22 protein-coding genes and 3 tRNA genes are annotated in these 26,112 nt (G+C 47.5%); 22 read left to right on the forward strand and 3 right to left on the reverse strand.

The features are described 5' to 3' along the window. Window positions 1-117: 117 nt before the first annotated feature. The gene (locus AC2TDN_RS09005; protein WP_482066798.1) at window positions 118-456 is read left to right on the forward strand and encodes a DUF5665 domain-containing protein; all 339 of its coding nucleotides are present in this window, start codon (window positions 118-120) and stop codon (window positions 454-456) included. Here the strand turns inward: AC2TDN_RS09005 and AC2TDN_RS09010 are convergent, their stop codons facing one another. Next, the gene (locus AC2TDN_RS09010) at window positions 457-1,185 is read right to left on the reverse strand and encodes a TraR/DksA C4-type zinc finger protein (protein WP_482066799.1); all 729 of its coding nucleotides are present in this window, start codon (window positions 1,183-1,185) and stop codon (window positions 457-459) included. A gap of 236 nt (window positions 1,186-1,421) precedes the next feature. On the opposite strand from AC2TDN_RS09010, the gene lspA reads away from it, so the two are divergent. The 15 genes from lspA to AC2TDN_RS09085 all read left to right on the forward strand — a co-directional run bounded on the left by lspA (window position 1,422) and on the right by AC2TDN_RS09085 (window position 20,877). Continuing rightward, window positions 1,422-1,943: a signal peptidase II gene (gene lspA, locus AC2TDN_RS09015; protein ID WP_482066800.1), complete on the forward strand. Its 522-nt coding sequence runs from the start codon at window positions 1,422-1,424 to the stop codon at window positions 1,941-1,943. After that, complete coding sequence (locus AC2TDN_RS09020) at window positions 1,924-2,862, forward strand: RluA family pseudouridine synthase (RefSeq protein ID WP_484687707.1); 939 nt, start codon at window positions 1,924-1,926, stop codon at window positions 2,860-2,862. Before lspA ends, AC2TDN_RS09020 begins: the two co-directional genes overlap by 20 nt. A gap of 119 nt (window positions 2,863-2,981) precedes the next feature. Then, entirely contained in the window at window positions 2,982-4,217 is a 1,236-nt protein-coding gene (locus AC2TDN_RS09025) for an LL-diaminopimelate aminotransferase (protein WP_484687708.1), read from the forward strand. A 340-nt stretch (window positions 4,218-4,557) separates the two neighbouring features. After that, the gene (gene pyrR / locus AC2TDN_RS09030) at window positions 4,558-5,145 is read left to right on the forward strand and encodes a bifunctional pyr operon transcriptional regulator/uracil phosphoribosyltransferase PyrR (RefSeq protein ID WP_484687709.1); all 588 of its coding nucleotides are present in this window, start codon (window positions 4,558-4,560) and stop codon (window positions 5,143-5,145) included. Then, window positions 5,126-6,025, forward strand: a complete 900-nt coding sequence (locus tag AC2TDN_RS09035) for an aspartate carbamoyltransferase catalytic subunit (protein ID WP_484687710.1) — start codon at window positions 5,126-5,128, stop codon at window positions 6,023-6,025. Before pyrR ends, AC2TDN_RS09035 begins: the two co-directional genes overlap by 20 nt. 43 nt (window positions 6,026-6,068) lie before the next feature. Beyond that, a complete protein-coding gene (locus AC2TDN_RS09040) occupies window positions 6,069-7,355 on the forward strand; it encodes a dihydroorotase (protein WP_482066805.1) in 1,287 nt (428 codons plus the stop codon). 60 nt (window positions 7,356-7,415) lie between these two features. Next, complete coding sequence (gene carA, locus AC2TDN_RS09045) at window positions 7,416-8,561, forward strand: glutamine-hydrolyzing carbamoyl-phosphate synthase small subunit (RefSeq protein ID WP_484687711.1); 1,146 nt, start codon at window positions 7,416-7,418, stop codon at window positions 8,559-8,561. After that, window positions 8,548-11,772, forward strand: coding sequence for a carbamoyl-phosphate synthase large subunit (gene carB, locus AC2TDN_RS09050; protein ID WP_484687712.1), 3,225 nt, complete (start codon window positions 8,548-8,550; stop codon window positions 11,770-11,772). Before carA ends, carB begins: the two co-directional genes overlap by 14 nt. Window positions 11,773-11,913: 141 nt before the next feature. Further along, complete coding sequence (gene pyrF, locus AC2TDN_RS09055; protein ID WP_484687713.1) at window positions 11,914-12,651, forward strand: orotidine-5'-phosphate decarboxylase; 738 nt, start codon at window positions 11,914-11,916, stop codon at window positions 12,649-12,651. After that, window positions 12,644-13,291 carry an orotate phosphoribosyltransferase gene (gene pyrE, locus AC2TDN_RS09060; protein WP_484687714.1) on the forward strand — a complete coding sequence of 216 codons (648 nt, stop codon included), beginning with the start codon at window positions 12,644-12,646 and terminating at the stop codon, window positions 13,289-13,291. The genes pyrF and pyrE overlap by 8 nt, the downstream gene beginning before the upstream one ends. A 441-nt stretch (window positions 13,292-13,732) precedes the next feature. After that, complete coding sequence (locus tag AC2TDN_RS09065; protein ID WP_484687715.1) at window positions 13,733-14,464, forward strand: ABC transporter ATP-binding protein; 732 nt, start codon at window positions 13,733-13,735, stop codon at window positions 14,462-14,464. Further along, window positions 14,430-15,506, forward strand: coding sequence for an efflux RND transporter periplasmic adaptor subunit (locus AC2TDN_RS09070; protein ID WP_484687716.1), 1,077 nt, complete (start codon window positions 14,430-14,432; stop codon window positions 15,504-15,506). Before AC2TDN_RS09065 ends, AC2TDN_RS09070 begins: the two co-directional genes overlap by 35 nt. A gap of 3 nt (window positions 15,507-15,509) precedes the next feature. Continuing rightward, window positions 15,510-18,449 (forward strand): ABC transporter permease, encoded by a 2,940-nt coding sequence (locus tag AC2TDN_RS09075; RefSeq protein ID WP_484687717.1) that lies wholly within the window; start codon window positions 15,510-15,512, stop codon window positions 18,447-18,449. A gap of 8 nt (window positions 18,450-18,457) precedes the next feature. Beyond that, window positions 18,458-19,348 (forward strand): ABC transporter ATP-binding protein, encoded by an 891-nt coding sequence (locus tag AC2TDN_RS09080; protein WP_482066897.1) that lies wholly within the window; start codon window positions 18,458-18,460, stop codon window positions 19,346-19,348. A 5-nt stretch (window positions 19,349-19,353) separates the two neighbouring features. Further along, window positions 19,354-20,877, forward strand: coding sequence for an ABC transporter substrate-binding protein (locus tag AC2TDN_RS09085; protein ID WP_484687718.1), 1,524 nt, complete (start codon window positions 19,354-19,356; stop codon window positions 20,875-20,877). Between the two features lie 72 nt (window positions 20,878-20,949). Here the strand turns inward: AC2TDN_RS09085 and AC2TDN_RS09090 are convergent, their stop codons facing one another. Next, window positions 20,950-21,462: a 2'-5' RNA ligase family protein gene (locus AC2TDN_RS09090; protein WP_484687719.1), complete on the reverse strand. Its 513-nt coding sequence runs from the start codon at window positions 21,460-21,462 to the stop codon at window positions 20,950-20,952. A 459-nt stretch (window positions 21,463-21,921) separates the two neighbouring features. Here AC2TDN_RS09090 and AC2TDN_RS09095 point away from each other — a divergent pair. The 6 genes from AC2TDN_RS09095 to AC2TDN_RS09120 all read left to right on the forward strand — a co-directional run bounded on the left by AC2TDN_RS09095 (window position 21,922) and on the right by AC2TDN_RS09120 (window position 25,651). Next, window positions 21,922-21,998 (forward strand) — tRNA-Met (locus AC2TDN_RS09095). Window positions 21,999-22,035: 37 nt separating this feature from the next. Beyond that, window positions 22,036-22,112, forward strand: a tRNA-Ile gene (locus tag AC2TDN_RS09100). 21 nt (window positions 22,113-22,133) lie between these two features. Continuing rightward, a tRNA-Leu gene (locus AC2TDN_RS09105) sits at window positions 22,134-22,219 on the forward strand. A 194-nt stretch (window positions 22,220-22,413) separates the two neighbouring features. After that, window positions 22,414-22,722, forward strand: coding sequence for a site-specific integrase (locus AC2TDN_RS09110; protein WP_484687720.1), 309 nt, complete (start codon window positions 22,414-22,416; stop codon window positions 22,720-22,722). A gap of 6 nt (window positions 22,723-22,728) precedes the next feature. Continuing rightward, a complete protein-coding gene (locus AC2TDN_RS09115) occupies window positions 22,729-23,199 on the forward strand; it encodes a tyrosine-type recombinase/integrase (RefSeq protein ID WP_484687721.1) in 471 nt (156 codons plus the stop codon). A 352-nt stretch (window positions 23,200-23,551) separates the two neighbouring features. Then, on the forward strand, window positions 23,552-25,651 hold the full coding sequence (locus tag AC2TDN_RS09120) for a DNA cytosine methyltransferase (RefSeq protein WP_484687722.1): 2,100 nt from the start codon (window positions 23,552-23,554) through the stop codon (window positions 25,649-25,651). A 2-nt stretch (window positions 25,652-25,653) separates the two neighbouring features. On the opposite strand, the gene AC2TDN_RS09125 is transcribed toward AC2TDN_RS09120, so the two are convergent. After that, entirely contained in the window at window positions 25,654-26,103 is a 450-nt protein-coding gene (locus AC2TDN_RS09125) for a very short patch repair endonuclease (RefSeq protein WP_484687723.1), read from the reverse strand. Between the last annotated feature and the right edge of the window lie 9 nt (window positions 26,104-26,112).

Below are 26,112 nucleotides of genomic sequence, written 5' to 3' on the forward strand. Positions count from 1 at the left end.
AGCGAAAAACGAGGCCGTCGCCTACCGGCTGCTGCAGCAAGCGACCGATTGGTCGCATAGCTGCAATGGCAGGGAGGTTAGGCCTCGTTTTATTGTTTGACAAAGGGGATGCCTCGTATGAAAACAAATAACCCGGAACAACCGAAAAATTTGGACGAGCTGAAATCTTCGCTCGGCATACTTGATAAACGCCTGCAAGTGGTCGCAACGGATTTGGAGCGTACGCAAATTGCCGACTACGTGCAACTGCTTAACCGACCCAGAACGTTGATTTGGAAAAATCTGCTCGCCGGTACGGCGCGAGGCGTTGGTATCGCGATCGGCTTTACTTTTTTTGCTGCGACGATTCTTTATGTGCTGCGTATTTTAGGTGCGTTGAACCTGCCGATAATCGGCGACTATATCGCGGACATCGTTCGAATTGTACAAATCCAGCTTGAAGGAAAAACGTATTAATTATTTTTCGTCATGCTCTTCCGTCTCAAGACCGTGGTCTCCTTCGCCGGCATCCAAATAATGTGAATATTCCCGGTTGCGGATCACAGAGACATGACGGCCGGTGATGTCGGTCGCCAGGAAGCTTTCGATCGGCTCAACGAAGCCGTCATTCTCATAGGCTTCAATGCCAACATGATCGTAATCGGCGACATCAGGATGTTCTGACATTGCAGGTGAATCGGCATTGCCATATTGTTCAACAATTTGCCATGCGTCCTCACCGTCAAAGCCGTTGTAAGAGTCATGCTCGTCCATGCTTGTGCGTCCAAACGGAGGATCAAGAACTAATTCTTCAACTGGCCTGCGCAGCGATAAATGCTGGCGGGGCGCATGCTCGATGCAATACAGCGTATCCGGAACAGCATCGAGACGCTCAAGCGGAATAGGTTCGTTGCAAGTCATGCATATGCCGTATGAACCGTTTGCTATCGCATCAAGCGCTGCATCGATGCGCCTAAGATGCAGATCCTCCTGTTCAAGCAGGGCAACATCCTTTGCACGTTCGTAAAGCTCGGTTGCGGTATCGCCCGGATGGTTATCGATCGATGAAAGCTCGCCGGTATCATCGCGTTGCGAATGGGATAATCCGTAATGATCATTTTCTGCAAGCCTGTGTTCGATTTCACGCTGCTCATCCAACAACCTGCTTTGCAGCAGCTTAATATGAGCGTTTGATGGGGTTGTCATTTTTGAGCGCCCTCCTTAGCAGGGAACATAATTGCTGTATTAGCTTTTGCCGAAAGGCGGTTTTTCAGTATGGGCTTCAATGGAAGAACTACGCTTCCTGCTGGCTCTCGTTTGGCGCTGTATGCTACAATTGATTGGAATTGTTTGAAAGGAGCCGCCTGCGTCGATTTAAGCTTCCTTATCACGCAGCTCTTTGGAGTTGAATTGTTGCTTCACAAAAAATTAGGAGTGATTAGATGCGTTTTTATTATTATTGGGTAGCCGTAATCGTGTTTGTCCTTGATTTTGCAACAAAAAGAATAATTGAAACTAAGCTTGACATCGAGGATCAAATTAGCGTTATCGGTAATTTTTTTCTCATTACTTCGCATCGAAATCGGGGTGCTGCATTTGGCATCCTGCAGGATCAACGGCTGTTTTTCATTATTATTACGATCGTCATTGTAACGGGCATTATATGGTACATTCAAGCGATGCGCAGGTCTGCCAAGCCTTGGCTGCTTGTTGGTCTTGGACTTGTTCTTGGCGGTGCGATTGGCAACTTTCTGGATCGCGCTCGGTTTGGGGAGGTTGTCGACTTCCTGCAGTTCAACTTTGGCAGCTATGAATTTCCGATTTTTAACGTTGCGGATTCAGGTATCGTCTGCGGCGTAGCATTAATTCTAATTGACACGTTGTTGTCCGCTAAGGATGATAAGAAACGTTTGCAAAATGGAGAGGACAAGGATCATAACAATCATGAGCAACAGCCTGTATAATGAAGAGCCTTTGGAATGGATTGCAGAAGCAGAGCAATCCGGCGAACGAGTAGATAAGTTTGTAACGGACAGCATCGACGATGCTGCCGTGTCGAGAACGCAAGTACAAGAATGGATCAAAGCAGGAGCCGTGCTGGTAGACGGAAAGGTTGCAAAAGCGAACGTAAAGGTGATGGAAGGCAACCATGTTGTTCTTCACATACCTGAGCCGGAAGAGGCTGCGATCGTGTCTGAGAACATTCCGCTTGAGGTTATATACGAGGATTCGGATCTTATTGTCATCAATAAAAAGCGCGGTATGGTCGTTCATCCCGCACCAGGACATTCGTCCGGAACGCTTGTGAATGCGCTTATGTATCATTGCAAGGATTTGTCCGGCATTAATGGCATGATTCGTCCAGGCATCGTGCATCGGATCGATAAGGATACGACGGGATTGCTGATGGCCGCCAAAAATGACCTCGCGCATATTTCGCTTGCGGAGCAGTTGAAGGATCATACGGTAACGCGCAAATATATCGCTCTTGTACACGGCAATTTGCCGCATGACCAAGGGACGATCGATGCGCCGATCGGACGCGATTTAAATGATCGGAAACTGTTTACGGTGACTGAGCGCAACAGCAGACAGGCAGTAACGCATTTCCATGTGCTCGAGCGTTTGGGCGATTATACGATTGTTGAGCTGCAGCTCGAAACGGGCCGCACCCATCAAATTCGTGTTCATATGAAATATATCGGACATCCGCTTGCGGGAGATCCGGTTTATGGTCGCAATAAGACGGTGGCGCTAAAGGGACAAGCTTTGCATGCCGCGCTTCTCGGATTTACCCATCCGCGCAGCGGCGAAAGATTAGAGTTCGAGATGCCGTTGCCGGCAGATTTCGAGAATGTGCTTAGCAGCTTGCGGTCAAGGTAGCTCAAAACGTGCAAAAGTGCAAACTTTTCACCACTTTATTCATTATTTCGAACTGTGAAGTAAGTTATTCTAACAGTAACATCTGAAATTAATGAAAATATAAGGATAGGTGACACCAAATGACATCCATTAATCAAAATTACCTGGAGCTGCAAGGCAGCTACTTGTTTTCGGAAATTGCAAAGCGCCGCACAAAATTTATTCAAGAAAACCCTAATGCAGAAATTATCAGCCTAGGTATCGGCGACGTTACACGCGGCTTGCCGGAAGCGGTACTGAAAGCTATGCACAGCGCAGTAGACGAGCTTGCGGCTCCAGGATCATTCCGCGGATACGGTCCAGAGCAAGGCTACGATTTTCTAGTTAACGCTATTATTGAAAATGACTATAAAGCACGCGGCATCGAAATCGCATCGAATGAAGTATTCGTAAGCGACGGCTCCAAATGCGATGTCGGCAACATTCAAGAGATTTTCAGCGAGAACAGCATCGTTGCCGTACAAGATCCTGTATACCCCGTGTATGTAGATACGAACGTAATGGCTGGCCGCTCAGGCAAATACAATCAAGAAACAAAACGTTATGAGAACATTTCGTACTTGGAGTGCACGGCTGAGAACGACTTTAAACCAAGCCTGCCGGACCGCAAGGTTGATATTATTTACTTGTGCTACCCGAACAACCCGACAGGCATGACGCTAACGAAGGAAGAGCTGAAGGTATGGGTGGATTACGCAAAAGCGAACAACTGCATTATCCTTTATGATTCTGCTTATGAGTCATTTATCCAAGAAGACGACGTTCCTCACAGCATCTACGAAATCGAAGGCGCGCGCGAGGTAGCTATCGAATTCCGCAGCTTCTCGAAGACAGCAGGCTTCACAGGCGTACGCTGCGCATACACGGTCGTTCCGCGCGAGCTTAAAGGATTTGACGCTTCCGGCAACGAGGTGTTGTTCAACGACCTATGGAATCGCCGCCACACGACTAAATTCAACGGCGTATCGTATGTGACACAACGCGGTGCAGCTGCTATTTACTCGGAGGAAGGCAAAGAACAAATCAAAGCTTTGGTTGATTACTATATGACTAATGCTGCGATTATTCGCGACGGTCTGGCATCGCTTGGTTTGGAAGTGTTCGGAGGCGTCAACGCTCCTTACATCTGGTTGAAAACGCCAAATGGCTTGGATTCATGGGCATTCTTCGATAAGCTTCTTACGGAAGCGAACATCGTTGGAACACCGGGTGTTGGCTTCGGACAAAGCGGACAAGGTTATTTCCGCCTAACGGCATTCGGCAGCCGCGAAAATACGGAAAAAGCGGTAGAAAGAATTCGTAAGCTTAGCCTATAGCAACTAACGCGATCCTTGTATAGCTGATCGGAATGGGTTCACACGATGTACAAGCGGAAATATTCGTTTTTACTTGACAACAAAATGTCGAATGTGGGATAATTCCTATGATATACAGCAGTACCTTTAACTCAGTCCCGAGAGGCTGGCAAGGTAGCGTGAATAACAAGTCTATAGAAGAGAAGAATAGGACATCCAAATGCGCAGCTTTCTGTGACGAGAGCAGCGGGGGCATGTACCCTATCTCTTCATGGCTTATCACAAGCTCCTTGCGATTTTTGCAAGGAGCTTTTTTTGTCGCAACCTGGCATTTTGGCGATTATGGAAGGAGTAAGCGGAAATGACGGAAGAAGAGCAATTGGTCATCATGGATGAAACGGCAATTCGCCGGGCATTAACGCGAATTGCTCATGAAATCGTGGAGAAGAACAAGGGCATCGATAACTGCGTAATCGTAGGCATTCGAACGCGGGGCATTTACCTCGCACATCGCATTGCGGAACGCATCAGGGAAATTGAAGGGAAGCCGGTACTCGTTAGCGAGCTTGACATCACGCATTACCGAGATGATCGCAAGTCTGCCAAGTCAGCAGACGTTGAAGTCGCAGCGGCGATAGGCGATACCGACGGCGTACCCTTCACGGTTCAAGACAAACGAATCATATTGTTCGACGATGTGCTTTATACAGGACGAACGATCCGGGCGGCAATGGATGCGCTTATGGATTGCGGACGGCCGCAAAGCATCCAGTTGGCGGTGCTTGTAGACAGAGGACATCGGGAACTGCCGATTCGGCCTGATTTTGTCGGCAAAAACGTGCCAACCTCCAAGCAGGAGCAAATTGATGTAGATCTTGCCGAAATCGACCATATCGATCAAGTCACATTAACAAGAGGGGGCAAGCCGGATGACGGTGACACTGCTTAAACAACGGAGTTTGCTCGGATTAAAGGATTTAAGCAAGGAAGAGATAGAATCTATTCTTGATCGGGCCGCTTATTGGGAGAACCAATCCACTAAAGTCCACACAACGATGCAAGGCAAGTTCGCAGCCAACATGTTTTTCGAAAATAGTACACGGACGCGCTTTTCCTTCGAAGTAGCTGAGAAGCGTCTAGGCACAGAGGTGCTGAATTTCTCTTCAGCGGTATCAAGCGTTCAGAAGGGTGAATCAATTTACGATACGGTTCGCACGCTGGAATCGATGGGAATCGACGTAGGAATCATTCGGCTTAAGCCAATCGGCGTTCTTGCCGAGCTGGCGACTAAGATCAAGGTTCCTTTAATTAATGCTGGAGACGGCAACAACGAGCATCCTACCCAAGCGCTCCTCGATATGTATACGATGCGCAAGCATTTTGGACAACTCAAAGGATTGACGGTTTCGATTGTCGGAGATGTACTGCACAGCAGGGTAGCAAGATCGAACCTATGGGCGCTGCAAAAATTCGGGGTCAACGTGAACTTCTGTTCGCCGGTGAATATGCAAGCCTCTGAGCTGGATGTCTCTTATGTCACTATAGATGAAGCTTTAAAATCAGATGTCGTCATGATGCTGCGCGTGCAGCTTGAGCGCCACGAGAGCGGCAAGCTCAGCTCTGCCGAGAACTACCGCGAGCATTACGGCTTGACGGTGGAGAGAGCAAGCAAGCTTGCCAATCATGCAATCATTATGCACCCTGCGCCAATCAATCGCAATGTAGAAATCGACGATGAGCTGGTTGAACATCCGCAATCACGCATTTTTCCGCAAATGGAAAATGGGGTACCGGTTCGAATGGCCGTCATAGAACGCGCACTCAGCTAACAGCAGCAATATAGACCGAACCAATCGGAGGGTGAAAACGATTATGTCATTATGGATAATTAACGGTAACGTATGGAACGAAATTTCGGGCAGTCTGGAAAGCAAGCATATCCAAATCGCAAACGGTAAAATCGAAGCGATCGTAGACGGCGCGCAAACGCCGGATACGGGCAGCGCAGAGGTTATTGATGCACAGGGCAAGCTCGTATCGCCAGGCTTTATCGATATGCACGTTCATTTGCGCGATCCAGGCTTTGAATATAAAGAAGATATCGCTACAGGTACTCGTTCCGCTGCCAAGGGCGGCTTCACGACGATTGCTTGTATGCCTAACACGCGTCCGGTAACAGATACGGCTGAGACGGTTTCCTACATTAAGAACAAAGCAGCGGACGTCGGAGTCGTTAAGGTTCTGCCTTACGCATCCATTACAAAAAACGAGCTCGGACGCGAGCTGACGGATTTTGCTTCTCTTAAAGAAGCAGGAGCAATTGGCTTCACCGATGACGGAGTAGGCGTTCAAAACGCGCAAATGATGAAAAACGCTATGGCGCTTGCGCAATCGATGGATATGCCGATCATCGCGCACTGCGAGGACGATACGTTGGTTGAAGGCGCTTGGGCGTCGGAAGGCGAGTTTTCCCGCAAGCATGGCTTGAAGGGAATTCCGAACGAATCGGAAGCGATTCATGTAGGAAGAGATGTATTGCTGGCTGAAGCAACGGGCGTGCACTACCATGTATGCCATGTAAGCACAGAGCAGTCGGTTCGCTTGATCCGCCTTGCCAAGCAAATCGGCGTTCGGGTGACCGCTGAGGTTTGCCCGCATCACCTGCTTTTGTCAGATGAAGACATTCCAGGCCTTGATGATGCAAATTGGAAAATGAATCCGCCGCTCCGCACGCCGCGCGACGTTCAAGCGGTTATCGAAGCGATTGAGGATGGAACGATCGATATGGTCGTTACCGATCATGCTCCGCATAGCGCAGAAGAGAAAGCACGCGGCGTGCAGCTAGCGCCATTTGGCATCGTTGGATTCGAAACGGCATTCCCGCTCTTGTACACGAAATTCGTACAAACCGGCAAATGGACGCTCGGGTTCCTCTTGCAGCGCATGACGGCAGATCCGGCTCGCGTCTTCCGTCTTCCGACGGGTCGCTTAGAGCAAGGAGCGCCTGCCGACGTAACCATCGTGGATTTGAACAGCGAGCGTTCGGTTGATCCAAGTTCTTTTGCATCAAAAAGCAACAATACGCCATTCGGCGGCTGGAAGCTTAGCGGCTGGCCAGTGACAACCATCGTTGACGGCGCTGTCGTCTGGTCCGAATAATAATATCTACTTAATTAAGCCAATATATGGGGAATAATGAACACCTGAGGAGTGATACGGATGCATGCAAGATTATTGTTGGAAGACGGTACGTTGTTTACGGGCCTTTCGTTCGGTGCAGAAGCGCAAATGATGGGCGAGGTTGTATTTAATACAGGTATTACCGGTTATCAAGAGGTCCTCTCCGATCCGTCCTACTGTGGACAAATCGTAACGATGACTTACCCGCTAATCGGCAACTACGGCATTACACGCGATGACTTTGAATCGATTCGCCCCTTCATTCACGGGTTCGTCGTTCGTCGTCATGAAGAAGTGCCAAGCAACTGGCGCGCACAATACTCGCTAGGTCAGCTTCTGAAAGAATACGGCATTCCGGGCATCAGCGATATCGATACACGGATGCTTACTCGCAAGCTTCGCAACTACGGTACGATGAAAGGTCTGATCACGACTGGCAACGAGCGCGTTGAAGAGCTTGCTGAGCGTCTTAACATCTCGAAGCTGATGACAGATCAAGTCGCACGCACATCGACACCTCACCTTTTCTCAAGCCCAGGACAAGGCGAGCGTATCGTGCTTGTTGACTTCGGTGCAAAAAGCGGTATTTTGCGCGAGCTTACAAAGCGCGGCTGCGATGTCATCGTCGTTCCTCACCATACAACTGCAGACGAAATTCGCCGCCTGGCTCCAGACGGCATTCAATTGTCCAATGGCCCTGGGGACCCGCAGGATGTGCCTTACGCCGTTAAAATGATTTCCGAGCTGCTTGGCGAATATCCGATCTTTGGCATTTGCTTAGGTCACCAGCTGTTCGCGCTAGCTTGCGGAGCAGAAACGACTAAGCTGAAATTCGGTCACCGCGGCGGTAACCACCCGGTTAAAGAGCTTGCAACTAACCGTTGCTACATTACTTCGCAAAACCACGGATACACGGTGCTTGAAGAGTCCGTAGCGAACACGCCTTTGACGGTCACGCACATTAACAACAATGACCGCACAATCGAAGGACTTAAGCACAATACATTCCCTGCATTCTCGGTTCAATATCACCCGGAAGCAGCTCCTGGACCTTACGATTCCAGCTATTTGTTTGATGAGTTCCTAGAAATGATCCGTACGCACAAGAAAAACAACCCACAAAAACCTCGTCAAGCGGTGTTATCGGAGACGTTGAAAGGAGAGCTTCAGTATGCCCAAAAATAATGAACTCAAAAAAATTCTCGTGATCGGATCCGGTCCGATCGTCATCGGACAAGCGGCGGAATTCGACTATGCCGGGACACAAGCTTGCCAAGCGCTCAAGGAAGAGGGCTATGAGGTTGTTCTTATAAACAGTAACCCGGCTACAATTATGACAGATACGAACATGGCTGATAAAGTATACATCGAGCCAATCACGCTTGATTTTGTATCCCAAATTATTCGCCAAGAGCGTCCGGACGGATTGCTTCCGACGCTTGGCGGCCAAACCGGCCTCAACATGGCGGTTGAGCTTGCGCGTGCAGGCGTTCTTGAACGCGAGAATGTCAAGCTGCTGGGTACTCAGCTTACAGCTATCGAGAAAGCGGAGGATCGCGATTTGTTCCGTGATCTTATGCGCGAGCTTGAGCAGCCTGTACCGGATAGCGATATCGTTACGACGATTGAGGATGCGATTGCTTTTGCAAATACGATCGGTTATCCAATTATCGTTCGTCCAGCATACACGCTTGGCGGAACAGGCGGCGGCATTTGCGCGAGCGAAGAGGAGCTGCGCGAGACGGTTGCTTCCGGTATTCGCTACAGCCCGATCAGCCAGTGCTTGATCGAGAAATCGATTGCCGGCATGAAGGAAGTCGAATATGAAGTCATGCGCGATGCGAACGACAACTGTATCGTCGTATGTAACATGGAGAACTTTGACCCGGTTGGCGTACATACAGGCGATAGCATCGTCGTTGCGCCTAGCCAAACGCTTTCCGACCGCGAGTATCAAATGCTTCGCTCGGCATCATTAAAAATCATTCGCGCTTTGAACATCGAGGGCGGCTGCAACGTACAATTCGCGCTTGATCCACAAAGCTATCAATACTATGTTATCGAAGTAAACCCGCGTGTCAGCCGCTCTTCGGCGCTTGCTTCCAAAGCAACGGGTTATCCGATTGCTAAAATGGCAGCAAAAATCGCAATTGGCTATACGCTGGATGAGCTGGTAAACCCAGTAACCGGCCAAACGTACGCTTGCTTTGAGCCAACACTAGACTATATCGTATCTAAGATCCCACGCTGGCCTTTTGACAAGTTCGTTAACGCGAACCGTAAGCTAGGCACGCAAATGAAAGCAACAGGCGAAGTTATGGCGATCGGCCGTACATTCGAGGAATCGATTCACAAAGCGGTTCGCTCGCTTGAGATCGGCGCGCACCGCATTCACTTGAAAGAAGCATCGTCCCTAGAAGATGCCGTGCTTCGCTCACGCCTTGAGAAGCCGGACGACGAGCGCATGTTCCTTGTAGCGGAAGCATTCCGCCGCGGTTACAAGCTGCAGGAAATTCAAGATATTACAAACATCGATTGGTGGTTCCTTGATAAAATTCAATTGATCGTTGCATTCGAAGATCGGATGCGCAGCGAATCAGCCCTTTCCTATGAAATGCTATATGAAGCAAAACGCAAAGGCTTCTCCGATCGTTCGATCGCAGAAATCCGCCGCGAAGGCTTCCCGAACGGCAGCCATACAACTGAGGAAGAAGTACGCGCGCTTCGCGTACAACACAATCTGAAGCCTGTTTACAAAATGGTTGATACTTGCGCCGCTGAGTTTGAAGCGTCTACTCCGTACTACTACTCGACCTATGAAGTAGAGAACGAAGTTACAGCTACGGATAAACAAAAGGTACTCGTGCTTGGTTCCGGTCCAATTCGCATCGGCCAAGGCATCGAGTTCGACTACTCAACGGTCCACGCTGTATGGGCCATCCAAAATGCGGGTTACGAAGCGGTTATTATCAACAACAACCCGGAAACGGTATCAACTGACTTCAGCACATCCGACAGACTGTACTTTGAACCATTGTTCTTCGAGGATGTGATGAACGTCATCGAGCAAGAGAATCCAATTGGCGTAATCGTACAATTTGGCGGCCAAACGGCAATTAACCTTGCTGCTCCGCTCTCCAAAGCAGGCGTACGCATTCTCGGCTCCAGCCTTGAAAGCATCGACGCTGCGGAAGATCGCAAGAAGTTCGAAGCCTTGCTTCGCAGCTTGAACATCGCACAGCCAGACGGCAAGACTGTAACTTCAGTAGACGATGCAGTTGTTACCGCGCAAGGACTTGGCTATCCTGTACTTGTTCGTCCGTCCTATGTACTAGGCGGCCGTGCAATGGAAATCGTATACTCGGATGAAGAGCTTCTAAACTATATGGAGGTTGCCGTAAAAATCAACCCGGAGCACCCGGTACTGATTGACCGCTACATGCTGGGCAAAGAAGCAGAGGTAGACGCGATTTGCGACGGCGAGACAGTGCTTATCCCAGGCATCATGGAGCATGTTGAGCGCGCGGGCGTTCATTCCGGCGACTCGATCGCGGTTTACCCGCCACAATCGCTTTCTGATGACATTAAACAACAAATCGTCGACATTACAATCAGCATTTCCAAAGCGCTGAACGTAATCGGACTTGTCAATATCCAGTTCGTCATTCATAAGGAGAAGGTGTATGTCATCGAGGTTAATCCGCGCTCGTCGCGTACGGTACCTTTCCTAAGCAAAGTAACAAATATTCCGATGGCAAACTTGGCTACAAAAGCAATTCTTGGCACGAAGCTTGCAGAACTTGGTTATGTAGACGGCTTATGGCCAGAGGATGAATATGTATCGGTTAAGGTTCCTGTATTCTCCTTCGCTAAGCTTCGCCGCGTTGACCCTACCTTGACGCCTGAGATGAAATCGACGGGTGAAGTTATGGGCCGCGACGTTCAGTATGCGAAAGCACTATACAAAGGCCTCATCGGCGCAGGAATGAAAATTCCAACATCAGGCGCAATCATTGCTACGGTGGCGGACAAGGACAAAGAAGAGGCAACAGAATTGCTGCGCGGCTTCTTTAACCTAGGCTACAAAATCATCGCAACTGGCGGAACGGCAAAAGCGCTTGAAGAAGCAGGCTTGATCGTTACGACTGTTAATAAACTTAGCGAAGGTTCACCAAATATTTTGGATCTCGTACGCGAAGGTGAGGCGCAGTTTGTTGTCAACACGTTGACAAAAGGCAAAGCGCCTGAGCGTGATGGATTCCGAATCCGTCGTGAAGCCGTTGAGAATGGCGTTGTTTGTATGACATCGCTGGATACTGTCCGCGCATTGCTAGTCATGCTCGAGACTTTAAACTTTTCCTCGCGCTCTATGCCAGTAGTGCTTCAAAAGAAATAAGCTCACAGCAGCTTAAAAGTACGGCCAGCGTTCATTGCTTTGCTTGCTTCCAAAGGGCTTTAAGCCTTTGCGGAGGCAAGCTTAGAGCAAGACGTATGGCCGTTTATTATGCAAATGTGCAGAGAAATGGAGAGGTTTCGAATGAAGTTGACAAACGAGCAAGCTGCAGGACGGATTATGGTAGCGCTGGATTATCCAGATGCTGCAGCGGCAGAGCGTTTAATTGCCGAGCTACAGGGCATTCCTTGTTATATAAAAGTGGGGATGCAGCTATTTTATGCCGCAGGTCCTTCATTTGTGAATAGCTTGAAAGAGCGAGGCTACTACGTTTTTCTAGATGTTAAAATGCATGATATTCCGAATACGGTCAAAGGCGGGGCAAGCAGCGTTACTAAGCTAGGCGTAGACATGTTCAACGTGCATGCTGCTGGCGGAAGCGCAATGCTGGAAGCTGCGCTTGAAGGCGTGGACCTTGCCCTTGCAGGCAGCGGACTGAGCAGGCCAACCGTGATCGCGGTTACCCATTTGACGAGTACAAGCCAGTCGATGCTTAACGAGCAAATTGGCATCAACGGTACGGTAGAGTCTGCGGTTCTGCGTTATGCGGAGCTGACGAAGAAGGCAGGTCTGGACGGCGTTGTCGCATCGCCCTCTGAGGTAGAAGCGATTAAAGCAGCATGCGGTGCAGCTTTCAAAACGATTACGCCCGGCATTCGTCCGGCAGGCGCTGACGTGAACGATCAATCGCGCATTATGACGCCTAGCGAGGCTCTGCGTCAAGGCACTGATTATATGGTAATCGGTCGTCCGATTACGGCGGCACCTAGCCCAAGAGCTGCAATTGAATCCATTATTGAGGAGCTGACATCCTATGAGTAAATCAACGTTAACTGAATTGCCTAACCAAATTGCCAAGAGCTTGCTTGAGATTGAAGCGGTGGCGCTTCGTCCTAATGAGCCTTTCACTTGGACTTCAGGCATTAAATCGCCGATCTATTGCGATAATCGACTTACAATGACTTATCCTTCAATTCGAGATGTGATAGCTGAGGGCTTCGCGACCATCATTCGCGAGAATTATTCTGATGCCGAGGTTATTGCGGGAACATCAACGGCGGGTATTCCCCATGCAGCGTGGGTAGCCCAGAAGCTTAATCTGCCGATGGCCTATATTCGCGACAAAGCGAAAGGACACGGCAAGCAAAACCAAATCGAAGGACGCGTAAACCCAGGCCAGAAGGTTGTTGTTATCGAGGATTTGATCTCGACAGGCGGCAGCTCGCTGAAAGCTGGGCTAGCCGTGCGGGAAGCAGGCGCGGAAGTATTGGCCGTGCTAGCGATTTTCACTTATGAGTTCGATTCAGCGATTCAAGCCTTCGCCGCAGAGCAAATGCCGCTTGCAACGCTGTCTAACTACAGCGCATTAATTCAAACGGCTGTTCAGCTCGGTAAAGTTGCACCGGAAGATGTGGCCGCATTGCAAGCTTGGAGACAAGATCCTCAAGCTTTTGGTAAATAATTTGTAAATGAATTAAAAGGCGTGCTCTCGCATTCATGAGAGCACGCCTTTGATATCTATCAAATTAATAAATTCGACACAAAAAATTAAAATTTTCTTCTTAATCTCTTATTAATTATTAGGTTATCCGATAAATAATAATAGCACTATTTTTCATGAATTGTGTTGCGGTACATTAATGAAGTTATTTGGTTGGGGAGCAGATGCGGCCACAGAAATCGTTAATGAGCTGGACCCAGCCATTTCTCATTTTAAAGTGAAATAAATTGGGGTTAAATGCTGCTTTTAGCGTGATGCGGGAGCATTCGCCAAAAGCAGCTTTTTTACTTTGCAAACTTTTTAAAATATGTTTCTTTTTGGCGTAACTTTTTTACCATGTCTTTCGTCTATCATGTAAGATTAGAATTATGAAAGTTGGTTGAGGAGGGATCGCAAGCGCTTATGGCCATTCCGCAGGAAGAAGAGCAAATAACAGAAGGGCAGATAGAACCCGCCGTTGAAAGACGCAATCTACTTACCGTAACCGATGTAGAGCGTACGTTTCAGGTTGGAGGTTCTCCGCTTCATGTATTGAAGGGCATTCGAATGGAGCTCAAGGAGCGCCAGTTAGTTATGCTTAGAGGCAGATCGGGTTCAGGCAAGACGACGCTTCTGAATTGCTTGGGCGGGCTGGATACTCCAAGCAAGGGTGAGATTTTGTTTAATGGTTTGACCTTTCACAGTATGAGTGACGATCAACGAACGTTAGTAAGACGCAAGCACATGGGCTTTATCTTTCAAGCCTTCGCACTTATGCCGCTTTTATCTGCACGGGAGAATGTGGAGCTTTCCCTTCGCATGGCTGGTATTCCGCGTGCAGAGTGGAAGGATAGAGTTACAGAGTGTCTTGAGCTTGTTGGTCTCGAGCGAAGGATGAATCACCGTCCATTCGAGCTCTCGGGCGGCGAGCAGCAGCGTGTTGCTATTGCCAAGGCGATCGCTCACAAGCCAATGCTGCTTTTGGCCGATGAGCCGACAGCAGAGCTTGATTCAGGCATGTCCGCTCAAATTATGGCCGTTTTCCAAAATATTATTCGCACTGAACAAGTTACAATTTGTATGACTACACATGATCCTACGATTTTGGAGGTTGCCGACCGTGTCTATGAAATGGTGGACGGAAAGTTTATTTAAACGCTCGATGGTTGTTGTTATGGGTGTTTCATTAGTATTCGCAAGCGGGTGCTCATTGCTTCCCGCCGAGCCAGAGGAAGAGGTATTGCCGGTAATCGCCCCTCCGCAAATATCCAAGAAGCCGGAGTACGAGGTGACGACTGCCACTCTCGAGACGAAGGTGCAGGTGATTGGCAAGCTGATCTCCTTGGAAGAAGAAACCTTGTTTTTCACTCTAGACGGCAAGCATTTGAAATCGGTCTCTGTGAAAGCGGGTCAAGATGTCAAGGCAGGCCAAGTGATCGGCGAGCTTGACGTGGATGATTTGGTCAAAAATCTGCGCCTCGAGAAGCTTGCTTTTAAGAAGGAAGAAGTTTCAATGAAAGAAACGCTGCGTTCGCGCGATGAGATGGACACGATTGAATTTGAGGAAAAGATGATTGCTTTCGAAGAGCGCAGGCAGAAGCTGGTTGACATGGAAGAGGAAATCGCGAAGGCAACTTTGACAGCACCATTTAGCGGTAAGGTTGTTACGTTAAATGTTCAGAAGGGCGATCTTATTAAAGCTTATGCGCCGATTGCAATTATAGCGGACACGAGCAAAATAACAGCAGCTGCGAAGCTATCCAAAACAGAGCTGGAAAAAATAGCTGTCGGTTTAGAGGTATCGGCTAATATCAGCAGTGTCGGTACGTTTAAAGGCAAAGTGAAGCAGCTTCCGATCAAAACGGAAGAGGATCCGAATAATGGCGGCGGCAACGGCGGGAATCCTGAAGCACCGAAGCCGGAGCGTCCAGAGGACTTCCTTCTTGTCGATCTTAAGGATCTGCCGAAAAACTTAAACAGAGGAACCCTGCTGTCTATCAACATCATTACGAAGCGCACAGAAAATGCCATTGTTATTCCTCCTTCTACGCTTCGTTCAATTGGTGCTCGAACTTACGTGCAGGTTATTGATGCTGACGGCAAGCGTGAGGTGGATGTAGAGGTCGGCCAACAGACCGCGACGCAGGTTGAGATCCTGCAAGGTTTGAAGCCGGGTCAGAAAGTTGTAGGTCGATAGCCGATGGGTATTCCGCTATTTCGTTTTTTGTTCCGCAAAATGTGGAACACGCGCTGGCTAACCTTAAGCACGCTGGCGGGACTGACCTTGGCGGTTGCTTTTGCGACCAGTATACCAATGTACGCGGATGGCGCGCTCAAACGAGTCGTAGCCGAATCGCTGCAGGAGAAGAGCTCTGGATTACCGGCTGGCTCCCTTCTAATGAGGTATCAATCACCCGCTGGCGGGAAAACGGATTTATCGGCGCTGTCAGGGCTTGAAAGTTATATTTCGGATGGAGTGCCGAAGGAGATCGGCTTTCCTTATCAAACATACGTCAACAGCTATTCCATACGCAGCACAGAGGTCGTGCCCGAGGATCCCTCTAAGGTTGATGCTGGGCGCAATCGCCAGCTCACCATTATGACCATGTCGAAGCTTGAGGCTAATACCGAGCTTACGCAAGGCAGATGGTTCGTGAATACTGAAGGGGATGGAGAGCTGCTCGAAGCGGTTATGTTCGAGGAAGCGATGTATCGTAATGATGTACATATCGGTGACATATTCGAATATCCGGTATACGGCGGATTAGATCTTACATTACGGGTCAAAATCGTCGGGGCGGTCAAACCGCTTACTGATACAAGTTCATACTGGTATCAAGGAATGGAAAGCTTGCTGAATACGTTGCAAATTAGTGAAACAGCGTTTGAGAAAAATTTGCTCGCTAAGAGAAGCATTCCGCTTCATAATGCCAGCTGGTATTATGCTTTCGATTTATCGGAAATTCAAACGAGCCAATTATCGCCGCTAGGCAGGACGCTTGAGCGCCTCAACATTGAGTTGTACCAGCGCCTCAAGGATACGAGAGTTGAAATCTCGTTTGCGTCCACGCTTTCAGAGTTTAAGAAGCAAAGCCTGCAGCTGCAAACGCTTCTGTTCACGCTTGCTGCACCCATGCTGGCTATGGTATTTTTCTTTATTGCGATGAATGCTCGCCAGTCTCTCGACAAACAGCGCAGCGACATCGCCGTTCTCCGAAGCCGGGGAGCAGGGACGCGGCAAATTATTTGGATTTATTTGCTCGAGGGCTTGCTGCTTGGCGGCATAGCGCTTGCGAGCGGCCCCTTCATCGGCTGGTTCATGGCGAAGAGCATAGGATCGGCCAATGGCTTCCTCTCCTTCGTCAATCGCAAGTCGATACCGGTTGGCTTCTCTACGGAAGCGATGATCGCGGGAGGCGCAGCGGTATTGCTTGCTCTTCTTGCGACAATTATTCCAGCAATTATGTATGCTAGATCATCTATAGTCAGCTACAAGCAGGATCTTGCCCGGTCTGACCGCAAGCCTGGCTGGCAGCGTTGGTATCTCGATGTATTATTGATCGTTGCTGCAGGCTATGGGTGGTACATGTTCAATGAACGGCAGATGCTGACGTTCAAAACAGGGATGACGACGGATCAATTAAATGTTCAACCGTTTTTATTCTTTGTTCCGGCTTTGTCTATTTTTGCACTTGGTTTATTTTTCTTGCGGCTGTTCCCGTGGCTGTTGAAGCTCTTCACATGGCTGGGACGCAAGTTTTTACCAGTGCCTCTTTATTTAACGCTTACTCAGCTTTCCCGCTCATCAAAGGGATATTACCCGCTTATGATTTTGCTAGTGCTAACGCTGGGACTTGGCGTTTATAACGCATCGGCAGCTAGAACGATCGATTTGAACTCGACGGAACGGACGTTGTATAAATACGGCGCCGACGTTACCATTCAAACGGTGTGGGAAGGCTCTCCAGAGATTACAACGAAGCCGGGCAATAACGGCGGAGGCAATGGAGGAAACGGCGGCGGCGGTGGTGCAGGCGGCGGAAATGGCGGTGGCGGTAACGGTGGTGCCGGAGGTGGCGCTGGCGCTGGCGGTGGAAATGGCGGCGGCTCAGGTGGCGGCGGTCAAAGCGTCCCTACAAAAGTTTTATTCAGTGAACCGCCCTTCGAACTGTTCCGTTCCCTGGAAGGGGTAGAAGCAGCAGCACGCGTATTGCAGGCGAAAGGGAGCGTCGTTATCTCGGGCAAATCAATCGGTCAAGGTACGATAATGGGTATCGACAACGTTGACTTTGCGAAGGTTGGCTGGTTCCGCAACGATTTGTATCCTGCGCATCCGAACTATTATTTGAATAATTTGGGGCTGTATGAGCATGCGGCGCTTATTCCTTCAAAGGTAGCCGAGAAATATCAGCTGAAGCTGGGTGATCCGGTGTCAGTCGGCTTTACGGAAGGCAAGGTTGATTTTGTAGTGGTGGGCATTTTGCCTTATTGGCCTAGTCAATATCCGGATAAATCACCGTTCATCATCACGAATTTGGACTATATTTATGATCAAATTCCGCTTATTCCTTACGAAGTATGGTTGAAAATGAAGCCTGATGCGAAGGTCGCGCCTATCGTTAAAGAGCTGCAGAAGGCCGGTGTAGAGCTAGCATCTATCAATGATGTTAGAAGTGAGCTTATTCTGCAAGCGAAGCTTCCGACAAGAGGCGGCGTCTTCGGCATACTGAGCTTAGGATTTCTCGTTTCCGTTATCATTACCCTTGCAGGCTACGTGCTCTTTTGGTTCTTTAATTTATCGGGGCGTGTCGTTCAATTCGGGGTACTTCGCGCGATGGGACTTTCTCGTAAACAGCTCACGGGCATGCTGCTGCTGGAACAGCTCTTCACAGCTGGTCTTGCGATAGGTTTGGGCGTTTTAATTGGGAAAGCGGTCAGCTTGCTGTTCCTGCCTTTCCTTCAAACAGCGGAAAACGTGGCTGAGACAGTACCGCCATTTAGAGTCATTTTCGAATCGAGCGATACGAATCAATTGTTCATCGTAGTCGGATTTATGATGCTGATCGGCGCATTGATTCTCTTCCTGCATATTCGCAGGCTCAGAGTGCATCAAGCGGTCAAGATGGGAGAAGAACGATGACAACAGCGATGATCGATTGCGAAGGTCTGGTTAAAATTTACAAAACAGACGATCTAGAGGTCGTCGCCCTGCAAGGCTTGAACTTAAAAGTAAACGAAGGCGAGCTTATGGCTATCATCGGCAACAGCGGCAGCGGGAAATCGACGCTTCTGAATACGCTGGGCGGTCTTGACCGCCCTTCTGCCGGACAGGTGCGCGTTGGTCCATGGGATTTGCTCAAGATTACGGAAGAGGACCTCGTGAAGTATAAGAGGGAAACAGTCGGATTTATTTGGCAAAATAATGCCCGCAACCTGCTTCCTTATCTCTCCGCGCTTGAGAACGTTGAGATGCCGATGATGTTGTCGGGCAAGGTCGATCGGCCTTATGCAAAGCAGTTGCTAGAGTGGGTAGGCTTGAAGGAGCGGATGCATAACAAGCTCCATCAGCTATCCGGGGGGGAGCAGCAAAGGGTCGCAATCGCAATTTCGCTGTCGAACCGTCCTAGGCTTTTGCTTGCTGATGAACCAACAGGCTCTGTCGATACGGCAACCTCCGATTTAATAATGGGTATTTTCCGCAGGCTGAATCACGAGATCGGCATTACGATCGTGATCGTAACACATGACTTGACGCTTGCGGGCAAGGTCGATCGGGTAGTCGCCATCCGCGACGGCTTAACGAGCACGGAGTTTATTAAACGGAATCCGAATATCAATCTTGATGGAGGTGAGGCAGAGCTGCCAGCTGCTGCTAGTGGACTGCAATCCGTTCATGAAGCCTATGTCGTCGTAGATCGAGTTGGACGTTTACAAGTGCCTAAGGAATATTTATCCGCCTTAAACATTAAAGACAAAGCAACTATGGAATTTGACGGTGAGCGGATTATTATTACGCCGCCAAAATCATTGGGGGGTTAAATCGAATGAATACTAAACGGTTGTCAGGTATGCGGATTCGTAAATTTACTTTGGTTAGCTTAACGCTTGCTTTGCTAATTGGCTTGCTTGCTGCTTGCAGCGGCGGCTCTGAGGAGTCGGCGGAAAAGCGGGTATTGCGGATTGGCGTGCTATACGGCGGTTCGGATAACGAGCCTTATTTCCGCCAGCAATACACAGATATGTATGAAATGTCGCATCCAAACATCGAGTTCGAAATCGTAGGCGCGATCAACTATGATGAACAGCGCTTTGAGCAGCAAGATCCATCCAAGCCTTCAACGCAGCCTGATCCTTATGAGAAGATGAAGGAAATGATAAACGGCCAAAATCCAGTAGATGTTGTTGTTCTAGACTACAATATGCTGCGTAGATTGACGCAGGATAACCTGCTTCAACCGCTTGATCCGCTCGTAACGCAAGATAAATTTGATTTGAGCGATTATGTACCTACTGTTATTGACGGTATTAAAGCGGCAGGCGACGGCAATCTCTACGCGTTAACGCCTACGTTCAACTCTTCTGCCCTTTATTATAATAAGAAGATGTTCGCTGACGCAGGTGTAACTCCGCCAACAGACAAGATGCAATGGGCAGATATTCTTAACCTTGCTCGTGAAGTTGCCAAAGGTGAGGGAGAAGACCGCAAGTTCGGCTTCTCGTTCAATCGCTGGCCATCCGATGGCTTTAATGACACGCAAATTTACAGCCAAGCGCTTCAATTGAAAATGTGGGATGAAAAAGCTGAGAAAATGCTTGTTAACAGCGATCAATGGGAAGGCGTATGGAGTACAGTAGCATCCCTCTACCAAGAAGAGGTTGTTCCGACTCAAGAATTCATTAACAAAATGTATGAGAAGCAAAGCACTGATGGCGGCAATGGCAATGATCCTTTCTACGGTGATTTGTTCATCAAAGGCAAAGTGGCAATGACAATTGGCGACTATGGCTATATTAACGAGCTCAAGAAAGTTTCGGACAACGCTTCGAAAATCAAAGATTTTGAGCCTGTAGACTGGGATGTCGTGACGGTACCCGTTCATCCTAACGATCCGGATGTTGGCGGCAGCATCACGCTTAGCCAGCTGATGGGGATTAACAGCAAAGCGGAAAATGATAAAGACGCTTGGGATTTTATTAAATTCTCAAACAGCAAGGAATGGGCGAAGCTGAAGTCGAGAAGCCTTTATGAGATGGTTGCACGCAAAGAGTTCTTGTCGCCGATCGGCGGCTTGCAATACAACATGAATGCCTTTACTACGCTTAAGCCGCTTCCGCCATCAAGCTCGGATGCTGACCTTATTTATCGTACTAAACCAGGCATATGGGAAGCTCAACAGCCTGGCTACGAGCTCTTCCAGGAAGTCATCAAGAAAACGAAGACAGCAAAAGAAGCGCTTGCGGAGTGGGAAACACGAGGAAATGCTGTGCTTGAAAAAATCAAAAACAATCCGACTGGAGCAGCTACCGATGGCGGCGGAGCAGTCGAAGTGATGCAAGATGATAAGTAAATAATATCGTAAAAAGCCCGCAATCGGCCTGAGCGCCGTTTGCGGGCTTTTTCCTTTGTAATGGACATTTGTCTACCCTCTTAATAGAAACGACTGAAAAGCAGTCCAAGAGCCGTTATCGGTCTGATAAAGCAAGTGAACGCGATCGATTTTGGAAACGAGGTCAGTAGATTGCATTCGAAGATTGCCATATAGATCGTGAAGCTCATCTGCGGAAAGCTCTTGCCCGATCGTGATATGCGGCGTATAAACGTTATTTCCATCGGTGCTAGTTAATGGACCGCTGCAAACCTGCTCGTGGAGCTCCTGCATTGCAACTGTGTCTTGAAGCGCCAGATAGAGCACATGATTAACGGGATAGAAGGTCGAGACTCGGTTCAATTCGATGGTGAATGCGGGCATGGTCGATGTTACCTTCTCCAAATGTGCGACGGCAACCTGCAGCTCGTCATTTGTCCATTCCTCTGCTTCTCTAACAGTGAGATGAGCAGGAATTGCTGAGTAATGCGGATCATGGCGTCTCCGCCAGCTATTAGCGACATCTTGCACATGCTTTTCCGGGAAAACGACTATTCCAAATAACATGGACATCAGCTCCTTCGTAATGACCTAATTTGAGTATACCCGATTTGCATGAAATATAAGAAGCAATTGGAAAGGATTAAGTCATTTACACTAGTATTATCCGAATTTGTGGGTATTCTAATGGCTACAGCCTTTATTGGTGTGGCAAATAAGCTGCTTATCCTATAATAAAGTGGGGGGATTCGCATGAGATGGGTGTACTGGGTGCGCCTATACGAAACGAAGTTTCAAGCTGGTTGCCTTGTCAGGAGAATGGAAAATGATTGGTGGGTCTATGGCTACGATTGTCCACGTGAGGTCGAGGTTTTTAGATCCCGAAAAGGACGATTTGGCGTGAGATATATTCCTTAAAAAAGAAATATAATTATATTAGAATATTTTGCTTGACTTAAAACATCCCCGTATAGTATATTATTTTATGTCGCCATTTCAAGAAGCTTTGCTCAAATGGATATACGTCGCGGGGTGGAGCAGCCCGGTAGCTCGTCGGGCTCATAACCCGAAGGCCGCAGGTTCAAATCCTGCCCCCGCAACCAACCTTTCGATGAATACGTTGAAATAGACGTTTTTCGAGGGCCCTTAGCTCAGTTGGTTAGAGCGGTCGGCTCATAACCGATTGGTCGGGGGTTCGAGTCCCTCAGGGCCCACCATAAGCAAAACCTTCATAACATGCCGGGGTGGCGGAACTGGCAGACGCACAGGACTTAAAATCCTGCGGTGGGTGACCACCGTACGGGTTCGATTCCCGTCCTCGGCATACCTAGCTTTTACGCACTTTGTAGAGTTAGTATCTAACCATTGTACATAAGGAGTCCTGTGTGGTGAATTTCCACATCAGGGCTTTTTTTCATACACACAGGATTCTATGGAAAGCTTCCGGCGTCTTTCGCAACGATGTACCTACTGTAACGATATTTACATTAGGAAGACACGAAAGGAGTCATGCACAACATGACGAGAGCAAGGGTATTAAAAATCAGTGAGCATATTCCCACTACATGGGAAGAAACGCTAGAGAATTTCATGGCATGGAAAAAAGCACAGGGTCTTAGTAAACAAACGCTCGATGATTATAAGCGTCATGTGAGTCAGTTCTATAAGCGATATTCTGATGCTTTCGTGAGTCAGCCCCACCAGTTGGAAAAGTGGCTCTGTGAATACTTCGCAGATAATATCAAACCTGCGACCTATAACAACCGTCTTGTGTACTTACGCGCCTTCTATGAATGGTGCATAGATAAGACGGGACTACTCACTTAGAATCCTTTGAAGGGCTTTAAGAAGCGTAAAGAAGAGGGCAGAATAGTTCAGCATGACGAAGTAATCCTAATTGCCCTTATCAATGCGCCTGATAAAAAGACGTATGCAGGGCTTAGGGACTTCGCATTAATCCTGCTGACGCTAGATACTGGTATCCGCCCCAATGAGTTCTCCTTGCTTCTTGATGACTTCAATGTTAGTGCAGAGAACGCTAAGACACGAGTTTCTAGGACGATGAATCTTAGCCCTCAGACCGCTAAAGCCATTGGTGATCTGATTGCAAACCGCCCGAAGGAATGGAAGAAGGCAATGTCGATATTCTGCACGAATGAAGGTAGTTCCTTGACTCGCTACACTTGGGGCGACCGAATGGAAATGTATTCAAAGAAGCTAGGGACTAAAATCATTCCCTATGATCTTCGGCATTCCTTTGCAATTGGCTTCCTGCGTGGGGGCGGTAACTCGTTGGCATTATAGCGGTCATTGGGACACACCGACCTTACGATGACCAAACGCAATGTAAACCTTGCTGAAAGCGACATGAATGAACAATATGCTATGGCTTCGCCTTTGAACAGGCTTATGCCAGTTAAGAATAGAGCAGGGCGGATTGTGTAAACGAAGATTATTTGCCAATCGAGAGATATACGTGGTATTATAATTCGTACAAATAAAACGGACTGAGGAAGCACCTCTTTCGCGACACAAGCGAGGGGGTGCTTTAGTTTGCTTATGTAATATTATTAATTTGAATCCACAGTCTTCTCTTACACTTATTTATGGTATAAACTATTATAATGGACGACCTGTTCCAAGGAGGTAAGGAGTTTTGAGCACTAGATATACAGCAATCGACCTTTTCGCAGGTGCAGGGGGAATGTCTCTTGGGTTTGAACAAGCTGGTTTCGATGTACTCGCGGCGGTTGAATATGACCCGATACATGCATCAGTGCATCAATATAATTTCCCTCAAACTAAAGTAATATGTGCGGATGTAAGTAAAATTTTAGGACATTCCATTCTCGAACAAGTTGGTAAGAAGCCCGGAGAAATTGACGTTGTATTCGGTGGGCCTCCCTGTCAAGGCTTCTCGATGATTGGCAGAAGGTTATCCGACGATGCGCGAAATGTCCTTTTATTCCACTTCTACAAAATAATAAGTGAGATACGACCAAAATATTTTGTTATGGAAAACGTTTCCGGTCTGACGCTTGGGACTGCGAAAAACCTTCTTCAAACAATAATTAGCGATTTTCAAGGTATTGGCTATGAAATAACTTTACCGTATAAAGTATTAAATGCATCTTCATTTGGAGTGCCGCAAAGTAGGAAAAGGCTTTTCCTCTATGGTGCTTATAAAGGCAATCCATTAATTGAATACCCTAGTCCTATATTTACACCAAGAGAAATAAAAGGGACGACTCTAACCATCAGTGAGAGTAGTTTGCCGCTAGGTGTATCTGTTCATGATGCTATTTCTGATTTACCTGATGTTGACATGTTTGAGGAATTACTAACCCAGGATTGGTTAGAATTGAAAACTGAGCCGATAAGCGATTATGCTAAATACCTAGCAGGGCTTCGAGAGGATGATGACGATTTTTCGCTTCCTAGAAATCGCAATCGTAACATTTTAACATCTTCTATACGTACAAAACACACCGACGAATCCAAACAAAGATTTATAGAAACCAAGCAAGGACAGGTCGAGTCAGTTAGCCGTTTTCTCAAGCTTCATCCTGATGGTGTATGTAATACATTAAGAGCAGGAAGCGATAGTAAACATGGTGCTTTCACAAGTCCAAGACCAATCCATTATTTGTACCCAAGGGTAATAACCGTTCGGGAAGCCGCCCGTTTACATTCTTTCCCCGATTGGTTTAGATTACACGTTACAAAATGGCATGGCTTCCGAGAAGTAGGTAATGCCGTTCCGCCGCTTTTAGCAAGAGCAGTAGCAAAACAAATCGCATTAGCACTAGGCGGTAATTTGATGCGTCCGACACAAACTTTGAGCCTTATAAACGAAGAATTGCTAGCTTTTAATATGTCGGCGGCGGCAAAAGAACACAATGTTTCCAAAGATGTTATAGGAACAAGAGACCGCGAAGCAATAATTGAAGGAGGAAGCAGAGTGGCATCAAAATACGATAAAATAATAAGCCATATATTTTTTATTTATTACCAAGAGGGGCTACGAGAATTTGATTTTGTACGCGAAGACATTGAACGCTCAGCCGAAAAACTTGGAATTAAACTACCGAAGAATATTGGCGATGTAATTTATTCTTATCGGTTTAGAAAAGCTTTCCCTAAAGAAATTCTCGATACATGCTCGGGTGAGGAACAATGGACTATTGAAGGAACAGGGGATGCAAAGTACCGATTCAAACTATATTCGTCGGGCGCAAAAATCTCACCAAACCCCAACTTGTATCAAATCAAGATACCCGATTCAACTCCTGAAATTATCGGCAAGTATGCTTTCTCCGATGAACAAGCTTTGTTAGCTAGAGTTCGTTATAACCGTCTAATTGACATCTTTACGGGAATAACGACCTATTCGTTACAAAATCATCTGAGAACCAAAATTCCTAGCATAGGACAGATTGAAATTGACGAAATCTATGTTGGACTAAATAAAAAAGGCGAACATTTCATCATTCCAGTTCAAGCCAAAATCGGCGGAGATCAAATCGGAATCACACAGATAAAGCAAGACCTTGAATACTGCAAGTACAGATACCCTACCCTAAAACACAAGGCTATCGCCGTACATGCAAAAGAACCGAATTTAATCGTTATGTTTGAATTAATTATACAAGACGACGAACTTAAAGTTGTTGAAGAACGACAATATAAATTAGTTCCATCATCGGAAATATCTGAGGATGATTTAAGAATGATGGGTGAAGTCGGACAAGAATAAACTTACTCGTGCTCGGAGATGTTTCTCCGGGCATTTTGCTTTTTCACCCCCAAGATAAAAACATAAATGGTATTTATACAACGCTCAAAATCCTCTTTCAGTTCATGTTCCCAAACTCGAAGAATATTCCAGTTACGCTCTTTGTAGTAATCCGTAATTGTAACGTCTCGTTTTTTATTACGTTCCAATTTAGTCACCCAAAATTCAATGTTAGATTTCGGGATTTTGCAATGTACAGGACACATATGCCAAAAACAGGAGTCAATGAAAACGACTATTTTGTCTTTCTTAATTGCTATATCAGGTTTACCTTCAAGTTCTTTTACATTCCGTCTGAATCGAAGTCCTCGCTTCCAAAGTTCACGAGTTACAGAGTTCTCGATCAGAGATTTTTTACTTTTAACCGATCTCATAAGCTCACTTCTTTTTTCTTTCGATAATTTATCGACCAACGGAAGACC

This window comes from Paenibacillus sp. Y660 (assembly GCF_057221575.1).

Coding starts and splice junctions, on each gene's coding strand:
- pyrR (WP_484687709.1), top strand. CDS start 4,558: ATGACGGAAGAAGAGCAATTGGTCATCATGGATGAAACGGCAATTCGC.
- pyrE (WP_484687714.1), top strand. CDS start 12,644: ATGAGTAAATCAACGTTAACTGAATTGCCTAACCAAATTGCCAAGAGC.
- AC2TDN_RS09075 (WP_484687717.1), top strand. CDS start 15,510: ATGGGTATTCCGCTATTTCGTTTTTTGTTCCGCAAAATGTGGAACACG.
- pyrF (WP_484687713.1), top strand. CDS start 11,914: ATGAAGTTGACAAACGAGCAAGCTGCAGGACGGATTATGGTAGCGCTG.
- carB (WP_484687712.1), top strand. CDS start 8,548: ATGCCCAAAAATAATGAACTCAAAAAAATTCTCGTGATCGGATCCGGT.
- carA (WP_484687711.1), top strand. CDS start 7,416: ATGCATGCAAGATTATTGTTGGAAGACGGTACGTTGTTTACGGGCCTT.
- AC2TDN_RS09005 (WP_482066798.1), top strand. CDS start 118: ATGAAAACAAATAACCCGGAACAACCGAAAAATTTGGACGAGCTGAAA.
- AC2TDN_RS09040 (WP_482066805.1), top strand. CDS start 6,069: ATGTCATTATGGATAATTAACGGTAACGTATGGAACGAAATTTCGGGC.
- lspA (WP_482066800.1), top strand. CDS start 1,422: ATGCGTTTTTATTATTATTGGGTAGCCGTAATCGTGTTTGTCCTTGAT.
- AC2TDN_RS09085 (WP_484687718.1), top strand. CDS start 19,354: ATGAATACTAAACGGTTGTCAGGTATGCGGATTCGTAAATTTACTTTG.
- AC2TDN_RS09110 (WP_484687720.1), top strand. CDS start 22,414: ATGACGAGAGCAAGGGTATTAAAAATCAGTGAGCATATTCCCACTACA.
- AC2TDN_RS09065 (WP_484687715.1), top strand. CDS start 13,733: ATGGCCATTCCGCAGGAAGAAGAGCAAATAACAGAAGGGCAGATAGAA.
- AC2TDN_RS09010 (WP_482066799.1), bottom strand. CDS start 1,185: ATGACAACCCCATCAAACGCTCATATTAAGCTGCTGCAAAGCAGGTTG.
- AC2TDN_RS09020 (WP_484687707.1), top strand. CDS start 1,924: ATGAGCAACAGCCTGTATAATGAAGAGCCTTTGGAATGGATTGCAGAA.
- AC2TDN_RS09025 (WP_484687708.1), top strand. CDS start 2,982: ATGACATCCATTAATCAAAATTACCTGGAGCTGCAAGGCAGCTACTTG.
- AC2TDN_RS09080 (WP_482066897.1), top strand. CDS start 18,458: ATGATCGATTGCGAAGGTCTGGTTAAAATTTACAAAACAGACGATCTA.
- AC2TDN_RS09035 (WP_484687710.1), top strand. CDS start 5,126: ATGACGGTGACACTGCTTAAACAACGGAGTTTGCTCGGATTAAAGGAT.
- AC2TDN_RS09090 (WP_484687719.1), bottom strand. CDS start 21,462: ATGTTATTTGGAATAGTCGTTTTCCCGGAAAAGCATGTGCAAGATGTC.